Below are 15141 nucleotides of genomic sequence, written 5' to 3'. Positions count from 1 at the left end.
TATTACGCGTCCGGGTTGGCATCCATTTGTCCGGCCCCAGGCGCGCGCCTTCGCCACAGATTGGCAGGTCCGATCGGTCGGTTCGCAGGCACGAAACTGGTGGCCGTCGGGCTGGCAGCGACCACGTCAAGTTTCTCAGCTGAAGGGCAGAGATGCGAGGCTTGTCACCGCAGGTGGCTGTGTGTACGGCCGCTGTTCGCCCTGGCGTTACCCTGATCAGGTGACGCAGACCGCTGGGCCAACGGTGGCCTCGACCACGCTTGGTCAGCCAGCGCGTCCTCCCCATTCCGTCGCTGCGACCGTCCGCGGCTACGTGGCGCTAACGAAGCCACGCATCATCGAACTGCTACTCGTCACGACTCTGCCGGCGATGGTGCTCGCCGCCGGCGGCTTGCCGAAATGGCAGGTCGTGGTCGCGACGATGGTAGGTGGCACGCTCGCTGCCGGAAGCGCCAACGCCCTCAACTGTTTCGTCGATCGTGATATCGACGCGGTGATGAGACGTACTGGCCATAGGCCACTGGCCAAGCATGAGGTGTCCCCGACTGGCGCATTGATCTTTGGTGTGTTGCTCGGGGTCGTAGCGGTTGGCTTGATGGGATTGGCCACCAACTGGCTCGCAGCGGGCTTGACTCTGTTGGCGATCGCGTTCTACGTGATCGTCTACACGATGGTGCTCAAGAGGCGAACTTCGCAGAACATCGTCTGGGGCGGCGCCGCGGGGTGCATGCCTGTCCTGATCGGCTGGGCGGCCGTGACTCAGTCGCTGGCCTGGGCGCCGGTCGTGCTGTTCATGATCGTATTTTTCTGGACACCTCCGCATTTCTGGGCACTGGCGATCCGTTACCGCGACGATTACGCACGCGCCAACGTTCCGATGTTGCCGGTGGTCGCCACTCCCTTGCAGGTTGCGCGCCAGATCGTCGCGTATTCATGGTTGACCGTGGCTACCTCACTGGTGCTCTGGCCGTTGGCTACTGGCTGGTTCTACGGGGTGGTTGCAGGCGTCGCGGGGGCAGCTCTGCTCGTCGAAGCTCATCGGCTGTACGCGGCGACGAGTCGGGGCGAGCCGGGCAAGCCGATGCGACTCTTCCACTGGTCCAACAGCTACCTCGCGCTGGTGTTCGTGGCCGTCGCGGTCGACACCTTCATCCGCTGAGACTGTTCGCACCACCTGTTCTCAGCCTCTACTCGGCGGCCCTGCTCAGGCGGCCGGAGATGAACCGAACCAAGCTCAACCGACGGGAATCGATATCGGCACCGTTACGGGTGTCACGACCGTGAGTGCGCCCTTGTCTGCCTTTTCGGAGCCCGCGTACACGAGGGTTGCCGTGCTCAGGTTCGCGGGCACCTCGAAGATGTCGTCGACATCCTTGGAAGGATCGGCCGCGCCATTGGTCGCACCCACGGTCGACCCGTCCGGCAACCTCAACCAGAGCAGGCCGGGCTCGGCACCGTAGCCGGCCGGATCGCCGGCAAGTTTCACGATCGCTGAGACGTGCAGGAAGGCCGACCGTGGGCTGTCGGGGTGCGTCAGATCCGCCGCCCAGTACGACAGGGATGCCGTTCGGACCGTCATGGTGCCGCTTGTCATGCCCAGAGCACCGCTGGGCTCTGTGACCTTGACGTTGACGCCTCGGGACAGCCCGACCACGGCCGCCCGGTGGGTCCGCATCGAGATGGCAAGGCAATCTGCATTGTGCTTGCCTGTGATCAGCGAAATGCTCTGCCGAACGCCGCTGTCAGTGAGTACGAGATCAACATTGGTCGCTACAGTACCGGCGTTGGTACCGGCGTTCGTGCCGGAATTCGCCGGCACCGCCACCACGAGGTATTCGTCGGTGATCACCAACGGGCCGCGCTCGGTGTTGCCCACCCGAATCGAAAGGTCAGGCACCGCATCCGGCGGCCCGTCCGGCGCCGCAGACGAGATCGGGGCACCGTCTGGCGTGCCCGAAGCGACTCCGCTCGAGTCGTGACCCGCAATCTTGTCCGTCGCTTCATCGGAAGCGACCTCACCCGCGCTCGGTGTGACGGAGAAGGCGATCAGCTGCTTGCCAACCGGGGCCGAATACAACTGTTTACCGACCTGGTAGTCCTGCACGAACCCATAACTCAGCAACCGGACACCGGTGGTACGCCCCGTGAGCACGGCGTCGGCAGACGCTCGTGCGATCGGCGACGAAATGGCCGAGGCCTTTGTCAATACGTCGCCGACGGCACGCGTGGGCGCTTTATCGGTCCCCGAATCTCCTCCGGATTCCGGCTGCCCGCTCCTGCCGATCGAGTTCGGTCGTGACTTGGAGTAACCAGCGGACACGACTTGCCATGCGGCCAGGCCGAGTACGCCTACCACCAGAACGGCGAGAAGACGAATGGCCAGAACACGAATGGCGAGGCGTCCTAGGCTGCCTTTGCGGTGCAGCCGACCGTCAACGCCACCAGTGTGAGCTGATCGGGTGTCGCGGCCGCCAGCCCCTCGCCGTCCCACCCAATTCCTCCGATTCCAATCTATCGAAACTGCCCAACTCAGCACTGGTCCGGGCCGATTTGCAGTAGGGCCCGGACTCGAACCAACCAGTCGAGAGTAGTCGGACTGCTCAAGGCGCTCGCCAGATCACCGTAGGATTTGGACGTGACCCCCCAGATCGCCATTGCCACCTGCGACGAATTGCTGCCGCGGGGAGATTCTGGCGACTTTGCGCTCCTCGACGCACTGGCAAGCCGCGGCTTGGTCACCGACGTGGTGGCTTGGTCAGATCCGGCCGTCCGCTGGAACTGTTTTGACATGACCGTCGTCAGATCGACATGGGACTACACCAACCGGCGCGCGGAGTTCCTGCGGTGGCTACCGAAAGTACCGAACCTACAGAATCCGGCTTCGGTGCTCGCCGCGAACAGTGACAAGCGCTATTTACACGCTCTGGCCGCTGCCGGTTTGCCCGTGGTGCCGACGACCTTCGTGGCGCCGGGCGAGCCAATCGATCTGCCCGCGAGCGGCCAGTTCGTCGTCAAGCCGTCGGTCGGTGCCGGCTCGCGTGGTGCCGGCCGCTTCGACGCCGCTTCTTCGAGCGAACGGGACAGGGCCCTCGCGCACGCCGACCAGCTGCACGCCGCCGGCCGGTCCTTGCTCATCCAGCCATATCTTGAACAAGTAGACGAGGACGGCGAGACGGCCCTCATCTACCTCGACGGTGAGTTCAGCCATTCGATCCGGAAGGGGCCAATGCTCGAACGGGGCGCCGGTTCAGCGGTGGATGACCAGGCCTTGTTCCTTGCGGAGAACATCTCAGCGCGCACCCCGACCCAGGCCGAACTCGAAGTGGGGGATCAGCTGCTCGCGCACCTGACGCCCGATGGCCCGCTGCTCTATGCACGAATAGATCTGCTTCCCAGTAGCGCTGGCCCCGTCCTCATCGAGGCGGAGCTCACCGAACCGTCGCTCTTCCTCGATTTCAGCACGCATGCTGCCGATCGTCTTGCAGACGCCATCGTCCGGCGATTGCGTTAGCGGGCCAGATGTCAATTCCCCATGATCGCGGTCCAGCCAATGCGCTCGAGGTAACAGCGGAAAGCTCCTCATTCGCAACGCCGGGCTTTCCGGGCACCAGAACGGGGTCGGCGCTCGGGCCAGCAGATATAGCGCGTCTGCGTGCCTTGCGCCGGATGAAGATCATCGCAACCGGCGCGTTGGTGCTGGCTGCCATAGTCTTCATCGTCTGCCGGACCGTTGGCGATGGGCATGGTGCCTGGCCCTACATACAGGCAACCAGCGAAGCTGCCATGGTCGGTGGCCTCGCTGACTGGTTCGCGGTGACCGCGCTGTTTCGACACCCGCTCGGTCTGCCGATCCCGCACACGGCGATCATTCCGCGAAAGAAGGACCAAATCGGCGAGAGCCTTGGTGATTTCGTCGAACAGAACTTCCTGACGCCGGAGATCGTAGGCCCGCGGGTCGTCGCGGCTGAGATTCCGCGGCGGGTCGGCGATTGGCTCTCCTCCAGCGGGCGCCCGGAGCAGTTGGCGGGTGAGATCGGCAACCTGGTTGCGGGCGCGAACACCGTGCTCGCGGATGACGACATCCGCGATGCAATCGCGCACTTCGCGGACGCGCAACTACGCCGGTTACCCGCCGCGCCGATCGTGGCCCGGGTTCTCGACCTCGCGGTTGAAGGGAACCAGCATCAGATCCTGCTGGGTCACGGCCTGCATGGTCTCGCCCGGTTTCTGCAAGAGAATCGCGAGGTCTTCCGGCAGCGTGTCTCCGAGGAATCGCCGGAATGGGTTCCGGAATGGGTCGACGAAAGACTGTTCAACCGACTCTTCAACGGCGTCCAGACGTTTCTGGCAGATGTGGCCGCCGATCCGCAACATGCGCTTAGAAAGCAATTCGACCAGCGACTGCGTGACTATGCCGAGGAGTTGCGCACAGATCCTGACGCCGCGGCCGGCCTAGAGAAGTGGAAGACCGAGTTACTTGATCATCCAGCTGTGCGCAATGCCCTCGCCTCGCTGTGGCTGCCGTTCAAACGCGCAGTCCTCGAAGCGGCAGCGGACCCGGATTCGGAACTACGACGGGTCGGTGCATCGGTCATCCGTCAGACTGGCGTGGCGCTGCGTGACGACGCCGCATTACAAGCAAAGTGCAACCAATGGGTGTTGGCGGTGATGGACCATCTGCTCTCTCACTATGCGGGCGAGATCACTGGTGTGATCACCCATACTGTTTCGCGTTGGGACGCCGAGTCCACGTCGCGTCGGCTCGAACTACAGGTCGGACGCGATCTTCAGTTCATCCGGATCAACGGCACAGTGGTCGGCTCGATCGTTGGATTGGTCATCTACTCCTTGAGCAGATTGTTGTGAGCTGGCCACCCGCGTCTACGCGGTCCCGCACTTCCACGCCTCGTCGTTTAGCCATCGGGCTCGTGGCGTTGGCCTTACTAGTTTTGCTGGTCGATCGAGGGGCCTGTCTGATCGCTCAAAATCGAGTGGCGGCGAAGTTTCAGCACAGTCAGAGCCTGTCCGAGCGGCCATCCGTCAAAATCAAGGGATTTCCCTTCCTGACGCAGCTCATTGCACATCGGTTTCGACATGTGCAGATCAAGGCCACGGGGCTGACGCTCGTTGGGCAAGGCCGCACGGTGCGATTGAGCACTATCGAGGTCGATCTACACAACGTCAAACCCTCACCTGACTTCAGCACTGCTACCACGGATGCCGCGACGGGTGTGGCGAAAATCAGCTACCCGGACCTGTCCACGGCAACTGGCGTGACGCTCGCCTATGGCGGAGCTGGCAAGGTCAAGGCCACAAAGACGCTCACCATCCTGGGTCAATCGGTGAGTGGTTCGGTGAGCGCGCTGGTGACAGTGTCAGGCGGCAATACGCTTGATTTCACGTCTGTGACTGCAGACGTTGCAGGTGCTGGCTTGCCACAGCAACTGACCGATGTGTTCCTGCAGCTGCTGAGCAAGCCAGTACCGCTCGCTGGGTTGCCGTCCGGGCTGAAGGTAGACATGGTCACGGCGAACGAGTCGGGGTTGACTTTCGATCTGAGCGCGACGGATCTCACCCTGAAGTAGCGGAGTCCTCCCAGGCTCAGATCGACCTCTTAACTCGGGATCGGCAGCGCATCGGCCAGCTTGGCGACCAGTTCGAAGGACCGCACCCGATCGGCTATCTCATAGATCTGGCTTGTCACCATGAGTTCGTCGACGGCAGTGCGGTTGACGAGAGCTGTCAATTGCTCATCAACGGTTTCCGGATCGCCGATGGCTTGCCCAAGCCTGCGCTCGGCCACAAAATCCAGTTCGGCGGCACTGAATTCGTAGGCGGCAGCCTCGGCCACGGTCAGTAACGGAATCGGCCGCCCGGTGCGCAGCCGCAGGAAGGACAACCAGCCGGGCCGCGCGAGTTCTTCGGCATGAGCCGCGGTGTCTGCGCAGGTGACGTTCACGGCGATCATGGTGTGCGGCGCGTCCAACCACTGCGACGCCCTAAAGGATCGCCGATAAAGGTCGAGGGCCGGCTCGGTATTGGCTGCGGAGAAGTGGTGAGCAAACGAAAACGGTAAGCCGAGCAAGCCGGCCAACTGGGCGCTGAATCCGCTGGATCCGAGCAGCCAGACTTGCGGGAGTTCGGCAGGTGTGGGAACAGCGGCCAATCGCTGCGGATCTCCGGCCAGCATGGCGATCAGATCAGCCAACTCATTCGGAAAGTCCTCGGCTGAGAGTCCCTCCATCGTCCGGCGAAGGGCAAACGCGGTGCGCTGATCGGTACCGGGCGCGCGGCCGATACCGAGGTCGATTCGCCCTGGATGCAAGGAGGCGAGTGTGCCGAACTGTTCAGCAATCACCAACGGCGCGTGATTGGGCAGCATGACGCCTCCAGAACCGACTCTGATCGAAGACGTCGAAGCCGCGAGGTGCGCGATGAGTACCGCGGGCGTGGAGGACGCTATGGCCGGCATGTTGTGATGTTCGGCGACCCAGAAACGACGATAGCCGAACGTCTCGACACGTCGGGCGAGTTCAGTAGTGAACTGCAGTGCCTGATAGGTATCGCGGGCGGAGTCGACAGGGGCGAGGTCCAGAACGGAAAGCGGAAGATTCTTCACTACACCGACAACGGTGGCTTGGCGTCAGATCTTCCGACCGCACCTGCGGGAGTGGATTGCGACGCGTGCATCGATTGCTGTCCGATCGGCCCGTCTTCGTTTGAACTGCCGACAGATGAGGTTCGCGACGTCAAGGACAGCACCCGGAGTGCGGCGAGCCATACCAGACAGGCTCCAAGCATGTGAAAGCCGACCAGGATGGCCGGAATGTGCGTGAAGTACTGGACGAAGCCGATCAGCCCCTGAGCTAACTCGACACCAAGCAGGATGGCCGCGGCACGTCGCAGGCTCGCAGGTGCTCCGGCGCTGCGTGCTAGCAGCACGAATCCAACGGTGACTCCGATCAGAAGCATCACGACGTCGGCATGAAGCTGACTCATCGATCCGACGTCTAGGCCCGTTCGATGCACCTTGCCGCTGGAGTCGGCATCGCCGGCGTGCGGTCCACTCCCCGTAACGACTGTCCCGAGCGCGAGCACCGCTACGGTCAAGGCCGTAACGGCCAGCGCGGCATGACGCATCGCGTGAGTCACTGACTCGCTCGAACGTTCGCTCACCCGCCACCACAGGGTATGAGCAATCGCGATGATCGCCATCGACAGCAGGAAATGACACGCAACCAGCCAAGGATTGAGGTGTGTCAGAACGGTAAGACCGCCAAGCAAGGCCTGCGCCGGAATACTTGCGGCGAGCAGAACTGCCAGTCGTATCTCACGGTGATCGAGCACCGCCACGATGAGGGTGGCCAGGACTACCGCCACGACGACGAAGGTGAGCTGGCGGTTTGTGAACTCGATGACACCGTTGACGCCGAAGCGGCGGGTTGGAATCAACGAGCCGTCGCCACAGGACGGGAACGTCGGACAACCGAGGCCGGACTGCGTGAGTCGGACCGCGCCGCCGGTGACCACGATGATCACGTTCACGACTATCGATGTCAACGCAAGGCGTCTGAGGGTGAGCGTCGCGCGAAGGCGCCCCCGCAGCCGGCTCAATTTGGTTGCCGGTCCGCGCTCGAGGGCGGCCGCTACTCCCATTTGAACCACCGCGCCGCGGCCGGCAACGCCAGGCCGGCCCAGACGAGCAGCGTTAAAAGCGCGCGCACTGGCACGCCGCCGCCGTGCTGAAGTACCTGATGGAGCCCGTCGGACAACGCCGCGGAAGGAAGCCAGCGCAGCACATCGGCCGCCGCTGTTGGATATCTGCTGAGCGGAATCGCTATGCCACCGCCGAAAAGCAGAACAAGCCAGATCAGGTTCGCCGCCGCCAGGGTCACTTCGGCGCGCATGGTTCCTGCCAGCAGCAGTCCCAGTCCACCGAACGCGAAAGTCCCCAGGACGATCAACAACGCTGCCCACAGTGGATTGCCCGACGGGTGCCACCCCAGAATGAGCCCAAAGGCGCAGATCAACGCCGCCTGCAGAATTTGCAGGATGAGTACTGCACACGTCTTGCCGAGCAGCAGAATGTGACGGGGGAGTGCGGTTGCACCCAGTCGCTTCAGGACTGCGTACTTGCGTTCGAAGCCGGTGCCGATGGCCAAGCCGGTGAACGACGCGCTCATAACCGCCAAAGCCAGGATCGACGGCACGATGAAGTCGATCCGCCGACCATCAAGCGTGTAGAGCATCGGAAGGTTGAAGAAGAACTCCAACAGCAACGGGATGACGAGGGTCAGACCGACCTGCTCCCCGTTTCGCAGAAGCAGTTTGAGTTCCATTTGCGTCTGCGCAGCGAGCATTCGGCGAGTGGGCGCGGCTCCCGAAGCGGGCGCGAAGGTCATCATGCGCGCGGTCCGACGGTGCGTCCTGATGAGCGGGCTGCAGCACCGGGCTCGGCGGCAGCGTTGGTTCCGTCTCGGCCGGGAGTCTGCGCGGCAGGCTGCTCGTCCGTTGCCCTCGTCACGTCGACTGGCGCCGGTGGCTGCTCGCTCGCTTCGGTCAGGCTGAGGAAGACGTCCTCGAGCCGGCGGCGCTCGACGGTCAGCCCCTCCGCCAGTACTTCGTGATCGGCGCACCATGCTGTGACGGCCGCTAATAGCTGTGGAGTCACCGGTGCTTCTACGAGGTAGTCGCCGTACCGTGTCGCAGGATGGCCGGACGAACCTGTCGTTGTCGACCCGGATGTCTCGGTGACGACGGCACCATCGGGGAGTGCGCCCTGAAGATCGGCGATCGCCAGACCGTGTGGCGCCGAGAACCGGATCTTTCCACTCGAGTCCGACCGAACGAGCTCCGACGGTGTGCCTTCGGCGACGATCTGACCGTCGTTCAAGACGATCACATTGTCAGCCAGTTCTTCTGCCTCGTCGAGATAGTGCGTTGTCAGCACCACACTCACCCCGTCCGCCTGCAACTCGCGGATGAGCGCCCACGTCGTACGGCGAGCCTGAGGATCCATGCCTGTCGTGGGCTCGTCCAGGAACAGCAACTCGGGCCGACCGACTAGCGCCATGGCCAGAGACAGCCGCTGTTGTTGGCCTCCAGAGAGCCGCTTCACAGGACGGTTCGCCGCTTCGGCCAGACCGACTCGCTCCAAAAGCGCCCGAGCTGAAATCGGGTTTGCAGCGTAGCTGGCGAACAGCTCGAGCAGCTCCAAGGCGCGGGCGCCGGTGTAGCCGCCGACGCCGTCCTGGAGCATGACCCCGACCTGCGGTCTCAAGGAACGCGCGTCACGTATCGGGTCGAGGCCAAGTACCCGAACCGAGCCTGCGTCGGCATGACGAAAGCCCTCACAGATCTCGATCGTGGTCGTCTTGCCAGCGCCGTTTGTACCAAGAAGCGCCAGGAGCTGGCCACGGGGCACGGTCAGCGAGATTCCATCGATCGCCGCACGCTGGCCGTAGCGTTTGACGAGATCGCGGACCTCGACGGCGGGCACAGACACGCTCCGAGTCTAGGTACCCTCTCCAGCGTCGTGTGCCCCGCTGTCAGCATTCGGTGATTTGGCAAACACCGATCGGCACCGCAGCGACCGATTTCGGAAAAGCTGACACCCCGATCGCACGAGCGCAGTCGGCACGCGCTTGATAGCGGTTGTTATCCAGTGGCCTTCACGGCGCTGCCGTAGGCGTTGACGTAATCCTGACCCGATAGGTCCTGCACGGCCGCCCGGATAGTCTCGGCAACCTCGCGCAACACCCGAGCGGAACGTTCCTGATCGCTCCGGCCCGAAAAATCCAGCGGAGTGCCGTATCGAACCTCGACGGGTGCGCGGTGCCAGTAGCGATCGCCTTGGATAAGAACCCGGTCAGTTCCCACCAAACCGACCGGAATTACGGGGGCCCCCGTGCGTAGGGCCAGTCTGGCCACGCCAGTGCGGAATTTGTGCAGCCGTCCGTCCGGCGACCGGGTGCCTTCGGGAAAGATGCCCAAGGCCTTGCCGGCGAGAAGCAGCTCGGCGCCGACATCAATGGTTGACGCAGCCGCACGTGGGTCTGACCGCTCGACCGGCACATGCCCGAATTCGCGGAACAATGCAGCGGTCAGCCGACCGCGAACGTTCGTGCCGCTGAAATACTCAGCTTTGGCGAAATAGAGCACCTGTCGACCGGCGGTCATCGGCGTGAATACTTCGTCGGCGGCCGACAAATGATTCGCGGCCAGAATCGCAGCTCCAGTACGTGGGACGTTGTGCTGACCGAAAACCTGGGGTCGGAAGTACGTGCGCAGGAGCGGAGACACGGTGAGTTCTGCGACCCGATAGAGCACGGCAGTGAACTTACTGCACAGCGAGCCACGGGCCTCAGGCACGGACTGCGACCCCGGCTGGGATCGTCGCGGGAAATAGGTCATACTGGTGTTGTGAAATTCGCTGACGCCGCTCAGATCGAGCCCGCCACCGCTGTTGGCGGTGGCTTCGGCCTGTCCGGCCCAGCTCGCGTCGGTGGCAGCGCTGGTGCCGGTGTCGGTTCGATCACCGGTACAGGCGAAGTGCGCACCCGTGACTCGGTGGCCCGATCGATCCTGGAGTCAGGCCCTATGACGGCTGCAGCGCTCGCGGACCGCCTCAACCTCTCGCCCGCCGGCATTCGGCGTCACCTGGATGCGCTGGTCTGTGACGGCGTGCTTCTGGAAGTTGAACCCCGCACATCGATGCGACCCCGAGGCCGCGGCCGTCCAGCGCGCGCCTACGCACTCACCGACGCTGGCCGTGCTCGCTTCACGCACGCCTACGACGACCTCGCCTCGACTGCACTGCGCTACCTGCGTGACACTGGGGGAGAGGCTGCAGTGCGTGCGTTCGCCGATCATCGCGCGACCAACCTGGCCGAGCGTCTGGAACTGAAGATCGAGGCGGCACACCTCATCGACGAGTCCGATGCGACCGGCGCGGCGGGTGCCATCCCTGACGCAGCTGCCGGTACGGTGCCGTCGGGCATCACCGACAAGGTGTCGCTCATCGCCGAGGCCCTCACCGATGAGGGCTACGCCGCAAATTTCGAACCCGCCGGACAGGGCCTGCAGATTTGCCAGCATCATTGCCCGGTTGCACATGTAGCAGCTGAATTCCCCGAACTTTGTGAAGCCGAAACCCGAGCGCTCGCCGGCGTCCTCGGAACATATGTCCAACGGCTTGCCACGATTGCCCGCGGCGACGGAGTTTGCACGACCCACGTTCCAACTGGTTCGCCCAATCTGGGAGGAAAATAGTGACCACAGCGCCTGAAAGAATGCTCAGTCAGGATGAGCAGATCGACGCGCTTTCCACATATAAGTTCGGCTGGTCCGATACCGACGCGGCTGGGTCGATTGCCAAGCGCGGACTCAGCGAGGATGTAGTTCGCGACATCTCAGCGAAGAAGAATGAGCCCGCTTGGATGCTGGAGCGCCGGTTGAAGGCGTTGGAGATCTTCTACAAGAAGCCAATGCCCAATTGGGGTTCGGACCTGTCGGGCATCAACTTTGACAACATCAAGTACTTCGTCCGGTCAACCGAGAAGCAAGCGGCGACCTGGGACGACCTGCCAGCAGATATCAAGAACACCTACGACAAGCTCGGAATACCCGAGGCCGAGAAGCAACGTCTGGTCTCGGGTGTCGCCGCGCAGTACGAGTCCGAGGTCGTCTATCACAAGATCCGGGAGGATCTCGAGGAGCAAGGCGTGCTCTTCCTGGACACCGACACCGCGTTGCGCGAGCACGAGGATCTGTTCAAGGAGTACTTCGGAACGATCATTCCCTCGGGTGACAACAAGTTCGCGGCGCTCAACACCGCCGTGTGGTCCGGTGGGTCGTTTATTTATGTCCCCAAGGGCGTGCACGTCGAGATTCCGCTTCAGGCCTACTTCCGTATCAATACCGAGAACATGGGCCAATTCGAGCGCACCCTGATGGTCATCGACGAAGGCGCTTACGTGCACTACGTCGAGGGTTGCACCGCACCCATCTACTCATCCGACTCCCTGCATTCCGCAGTGGTCGAGATTCTGGTGAAGAAGGGCGGTCGGTGCCGTTACACGACCATCCAGAACTGGTCCAACAACGTCTACAACCTCGTGACGAAGCGGGCAGTAGCCCAAGAGGGCGCCACGATGGAGTGGGTTGACGGCAACATCGGTTCCAAGGTCACCATGAAGTATCCCGCCGTTTGGATGACCGGTGAGCACGCCAAGGGCGAGGTGCTTTCGATCGCCTTTGCCGGCGAGGGCCAGCATCAAGATGCGGGCGCCAAGATGGTGCACGCAGCGCCGCACACCTCGTCGACGATCATCTCCAAGTCCGTTGCCCGAGGCGGTGGACGAACGTCCTACCGTGGCCTGGTCCAGGTTGAGCCTGGCGCACATCACAGCAAGTCGACTGTTAAGTGCGACGCGCTGCTCGTTGACACCATTAGCCGCTCAGACACGTACCCGTACGTCGATGTTCGTGAGGACGACGTGTCGATGGGCCATGAGGCGACGGTCTCCAAGGTCAGCGACGATCAGTTGTTCTATCTGATGAGCCGTGGTTTGTCAGAAGATGAGGCCATGGCGATGATCGTCCGTGGTTTCGTCGAGCCGATCGCCCGTGAGCTACCGATGGAATATGCCCTCGAGCTGAATCGGCTCATCGAACTTCAGATGGAAGGCGCGGTCGGCTAACACGTGACTGCTACAAGCACAGACCCACAGCTTCATCCATCCGAGCAGCCAGGTGGCAGTTCTGCCAAGTCGCTAGCACCGGTGAAGACCGGCTCACCCGCCGAACGGTTCACTTCGATGAACCCGGATGATTTCGGCGTGCCGACCGGGCGTGAGGAGGAATGGCGCTTCACCCCGTTGCGTGCGCTCCGACCTCTGTTTCAGCCGTTTGCGTCTGACAACACGCTGAAGCTGCACACCGAGTTGCCTCAAGGTGTCACAGTCAGCTCGATCGGATCCGACCACCCGCTCTTCGGTACGGCAGTGCGTCCGGCTGACCGGGTCAGCGCGCTGGCGACAGCGGCGGTCACTCCACATGAAGGCGCGCTCCTGCTCAGCATCCCAGCCAACGAGGTGATCACGGAGCCGATCGTCCTGACCTTGACCGGCACGCCGGGGCGCAATACCGGACACATCATTATCGATGCTGGCGCATACTGCGTCGCCACGGTAGTGCTGGATCACGTTGGCAGCACCACCGTTGCGGCGAATGTGGAAACGGTGGTCGGCGACGGCGCAAACCTGAACCTGATCAGCGTTCAGGACTGGGACGCGGGTGCCATTCATCTCGCAGCCCATGGCGCCCTGATCAACCGCGATGCGAGTTACACCCACATCTCGGTAACGCTCGGCGGCAAGATTGTGCGGATCACGCCGACGATCGCGTTCGGCGGTCCAGGTGCGGAGGCCGCCCTGTTCGGGCTGTCATTTGCCGGCGACGGACAACATCAGGAATCGCGGCTCTACATTGACCACGCCGTCCCGCATTGCAGCTCGAACGTGGTCTACAAGTCCGTGCTCGATGGCGACACGGCGCGCACCGTCTGGATTGGCGACGTTCGCATCCGGCCGGCGGCCGTTGACACAAACACCTATGAGCTGAACCGGAACCTGCTCCTCACCGACGGGGCGCGGGCCGACTCGGTGCCCAACCTCGAGATCGAGACCGGCGAGATCAGCGGCGCCGGACACGCGAGCGCAACGGGTCGATTCGACGACCTGCAGCTGTTCTACTTGCAGTCGCGAGGTATTCCTGAAGACGAAGCGCGACGGCTGGTGGTGCGCGGTTTCTTTGCCGACGTAGTCGACCGGATCAAGGTCACCGCCCTGCACGATCGCTTGATGGACACCATCGATGCTCGACTCGGGGGTAAGTCGTTCAATCGCGCTTCGGACGAGGCTGATGACGCGGCGGATCGTGCGCGATGAGTGTGCGACTCTGCGACGTCGCAGACCTTGTTGACAGTGAGGCGCTACGAGTCGAGCTCGATGAGATCGATGTGGCCGTCGTGAAAGTGAACGACGAGATATTCGCGATCGAGGACGTCTGTTCACATGCAGAGGTGGCGCTGTCTCTCGGTGAAGTCTCGGGCTGCACGATCGAGTGCGAACTGCACGGATCGCGATTCGATCTTCGTACCGGCAAACCCACCGGTCCGCCTGCGAATCGACCGGTTCCGGTTTTTGCCACTTCGGTCGTCGACGGCAGCGTGTATGCCGACCTCGACAGACCACTGAATACCTAACGGCCAACAGCCGAACATGCATGACTTGAATAAGCAATAGCAATAAGGGAGAACACGCACATGTCGAAGCTCGAAATCCGTGGCCTACACGTAAACGTGGAAGACACCGAGATCCTCAAGGGAGTCGATCTCAGTGTCTCCTCCGGCGAGACCCACGCGATCATGGGGCCAAACGGTTCCGGCAAGTCGACGCTTGCGTACTCGATAGCAGGTCATCCTAAGTACACCGTGACCGCCGGTGAGGTGCTACTCGACGGCGAGAATGTACTGGCGATGGCTGTCGATGAGCGTGCCCGGGCGGGACTATTCCTGGCGATGCAGTACCCAGTCGAGGTGCCTGGGGTGTCGGTGTCCAACTTTCTTCGGACAGCAGCCACCGCGGCCCGTGGCGAAGCGCCGAAGCTGCGTACCTGGGTCAAGGAGGTCAACGCCGCAATGTCCGTCCTCGAGATGGACAAATCCTTCGCCGAACGCAACGTCAATGAAGGATTTTCGGGCGGCGAGAAGAAGCGTCACGAAATATTGCAGATGGCCTTGCTGCAGCCCAAAATTGCCATCCTCGACGAGACAGATTCCGGCTTGGACGTCGACGCGCTCAGGGTCGTATCCGAAGGCGTGAATCGGGTTCGTGAGACAGGTATCGGCACGTTGTTGATCACTCACTACACACGGATCCTGCGTTACATCAAGCCAGACTTCGTTCACGTCTTCTTCGACGGGCGCATCGTCGAGTCGGGCGGCGCCGAATTAGCCGACGAGCTCGAGGCCAACGGCTACGCCCGGTACGGCATCAATGAGCCAGCTCATACCGAGGTGCTGCCGGTCGTCGACTCGGTGGCCCGCTAAGCCCTGCTGCATAGCTCGTAACACAATTT

Annotated in this window: 15 protein-coding genes; 9 read left to right on the top strand and 6 right to left on the bottom strand. The window is 62.5% G+C overall.

Features of this window, described 5'->3' with window-relative positions; translation table 11 throughout:
- Nucleotides 1-220: 220 nt before the first annotated feature.
- A complete protein-coding gene (locus ACSMXN_RS13005; RefSeq protein WP_022911887.1) occupies nt 221-1159 on the top strand; it encodes a heme o synthase in 939 nt (312 codons plus the stop codon).
- Between the two features lie 75 nt (nt 1160-1234).
- Here the strand turns inward: ACSMXN_RS13005 and ACSMXN_RS13000 are convergent, their stop codons facing one another.
- A complete protein-coding gene (locus ACSMXN_RS13000; RefSeq protein ID WP_022911886.1) occupies nt 1235-2491 on the bottom strand; it encodes a hypothetical protein in 1257 nt (418 codons plus the stop codon).
- Between the two features lie 144 nt (nt 2492-2635).
- Between ACSMXN_RS13000 and ACSMXN_RS12995 the strand changes: the two genes are divergently transcribed.
- The 3 genes from ACSMXN_RS12995 to ACSMXN_RS12985 are packed head-to-tail and all read left to right on the top strand — an operon-like array spanning nt 2636 to nt 5585.
- The gene (locus ACSMXN_RS12995) at nt 2636-3511 is read left to right on the top strand and encodes a hypothetical protein (RefSeq protein WP_022911885.1); all 876 of its coding nucleotides are present in this window, start codon (nt 2636-2638) and stop codon (nt 3509-3511) included.
- An 8-nt stretch (nt 3512-3519) separates the two neighbouring features.
- Nucleotides 3520-4866 (top strand): DUF445 domain-containing protein, encoded by a 1347-nt coding sequence (locus ACSMXN_RS12990; protein ID WP_022911884.1) that lies wholly within the window; start codon nt 3520-3522, stop codon nt 4864-4866.
- Entirely contained in the window at nt 4863-5585 is a 723-nt protein-coding gene (locus tag ACSMXN_RS12985; RefSeq protein ID WP_196811141.1) for an LmeA family phospholipid-binding protein, read from the top strand. The genes ACSMXN_RS12990 and ACSMXN_RS12985 overlap by 4 nt, the downstream gene beginning before the upstream one ends.
- Before the next feature lie 29 nt (nt 5586-5614).
- Here the strand turns inward: ACSMXN_RS12985 and ACSMXN_RS12980 are convergent, their stop codons facing one another.
- The 5 genes from ACSMXN_RS12980 to ACSMXN_RS12960 all read right to left on the bottom strand — a co-directional run bounded on the left by ACSMXN_RS12980 (nt 5615) and on the right by ACSMXN_RS12960 (nt 10371).
- On the bottom strand, nt 5615-6619 hold the full coding sequence (locus ACSMXN_RS12980; protein WP_022911882.1) for an LLM class flavin-dependent oxidoreductase: 1005 nt from the start codon (nt 6617-6619) through the stop codon (nt 5615-5617).
- Nucleotides 6619-7656 (bottom strand): COX15/CtaA family protein, encoded by a 1038-nt coding sequence (locus ACSMXN_RS12975; protein WP_022911881.1) that lies wholly within the window; start codon nt 7654-7656, stop codon nt 6619-6621. The genes ACSMXN_RS12980 and ACSMXN_RS12975 overlap by 1 nt, the downstream gene beginning before the upstream one ends.
- Nucleotides 7647-8405, bottom strand: a complete 759-nt coding sequence (locus tag ACSMXN_RS12970) for an ABC transporter permease (RefSeq protein WP_022911880.1) — start codon at nt 8403-8405, stop codon at nt 7647-7649. Before ACSMXN_RS12970 ends, ACSMXN_RS12975 begins: the two co-directional genes overlap by 10 nt.
- On the bottom strand, nt 8402-9505 hold the full coding sequence (locus tag ACSMXN_RS12965; protein ID WP_081648924.1) for an ABC transporter ATP-binding protein: 1104 nt from the start codon (nt 9503-9505) through the stop codon (nt 8402-8404). The genes ACSMXN_RS12970 and ACSMXN_RS12965 overlap by 4 nt, the downstream gene beginning before the upstream one ends.
- A 152-nt stretch (nt 9506-9657) precedes the next feature.
- Entirely contained in the window at nt 9658-10371 is a 714-nt protein-coding gene (locus ACSMXN_RS12960) for a lysophospholipid acyltransferase family protein (protein ID WP_196811140.1), read from the bottom strand.
- Nucleotides 10372-10533: 162 nt separating this feature from the next.
- On the opposite strand from ACSMXN_RS12960, the gene ACSMXN_RS12955 reads away from it, so the two are divergent.
- From ACSMXN_RS12955 to sufC, 5 genes are all read left to right on the top strand, one after another.
- Complete coding sequence (locus ACSMXN_RS12955) at nt 10534-11271, top strand: helix-turn-helix domain-containing protein (RefSeq protein ID WP_035942992.1); 738 nt, start codon at nt 10534-10536, stop codon at nt 11269-11271.
- Nucleotides 11271-12701, top strand: a complete 1431-nt coding sequence (gene sufB, locus ACSMXN_RS12950; protein ID WP_022911876.1) for a Fe-S cluster assembly protein SufB — start codon at nt 11271-11273, stop codon at nt 12699-12701. The genes ACSMXN_RS12955 and sufB overlap by 1 nt, the downstream gene beginning before the upstream one ends.
- Before the next feature lie 117 nt (nt 12702-12818).
- Nucleotides 12819-13949, top strand: a complete 1131-nt coding sequence (gene sufD / locus ACSMXN_RS12945) for a Fe-S cluster assembly protein SufD (RefSeq protein ID WP_081648973.1) — start codon at nt 12819-12821, stop codon at nt 13947-13949.
- Complete coding sequence (locus ACSMXN_RS12940) at nt 13946-14266, top strand: non-heme iron oxygenase ferredoxin subunit (protein WP_022911874.1); 321 nt, start codon at nt 13946-13948, stop codon at nt 14264-14266. Before sufD ends, ACSMXN_RS12940 begins: the two co-directional genes overlap by 4 nt.
- Nucleotides 14267-14326: 60 nt before the next feature.
- A complete protein-coding gene (gene sufC / locus ACSMXN_RS12935) occupies nt 14327-15112 on the top strand; it encodes a Fe-S cluster assembly ATPase SufC (RefSeq protein ID WP_022911873.1) in 786 nt (261 codons plus the stop codon).
- Nucleotides 15113-15141 lie beyond the last annotated feature (29 nt).

The organism is Parajatrophihabitans canadensis (assembly GCF_053764775.1).
The sequence above is the reverse complement of the archived record's forward strand: the minus strand, read 5'-3'. Positions and strand labels throughout refer to the sequence as shown.

Bases quoted from the DNA above. Each gene is read 5' to 3' on its own strand.
- sufC (WP_022911873.1), top strand. From the start codon at position 14,327: ATGTCGAAGCTCGAAATCCGTGGCCTACACGTAAACGTGGAAGACACC.
- ACSMXN_RS12990 (WP_022911884.1), top strand. From the start codon at position 3,520: ATGTCAATTCCCCATGATCGCGGTCCAGCCAATGCGCTCGAGGTAACA.
- ACSMXN_RS12975 (WP_022911881.1), bottom strand. From the start codon at position 7,656: ATGGGAGTAGCGGCCGCCCTCGAGCGCGGACCGGCAACCAAATTGAGC.
- sufD (WP_081648973.1), top strand. From the start codon at position 12,819: ATGAACCCGGATGATTTCGGCGTGCCGACCGGGCGTGAGGAGGAATGG.
- ACSMXN_RS12970 (WP_022911880.1), bottom strand. From the start codon at position 8,405: ATGATGACCTTCGCGCCCGCTTCGGGAGCCGCGCCCACTCGCCGAATG.
- ACSMXN_RS12940 (WP_022911874.1), top strand. From the start codon at position 13,946: ATGAGTGTGCGACTCTGCGACGTCGCAGACCTTGTTGACAGTGAGGCG.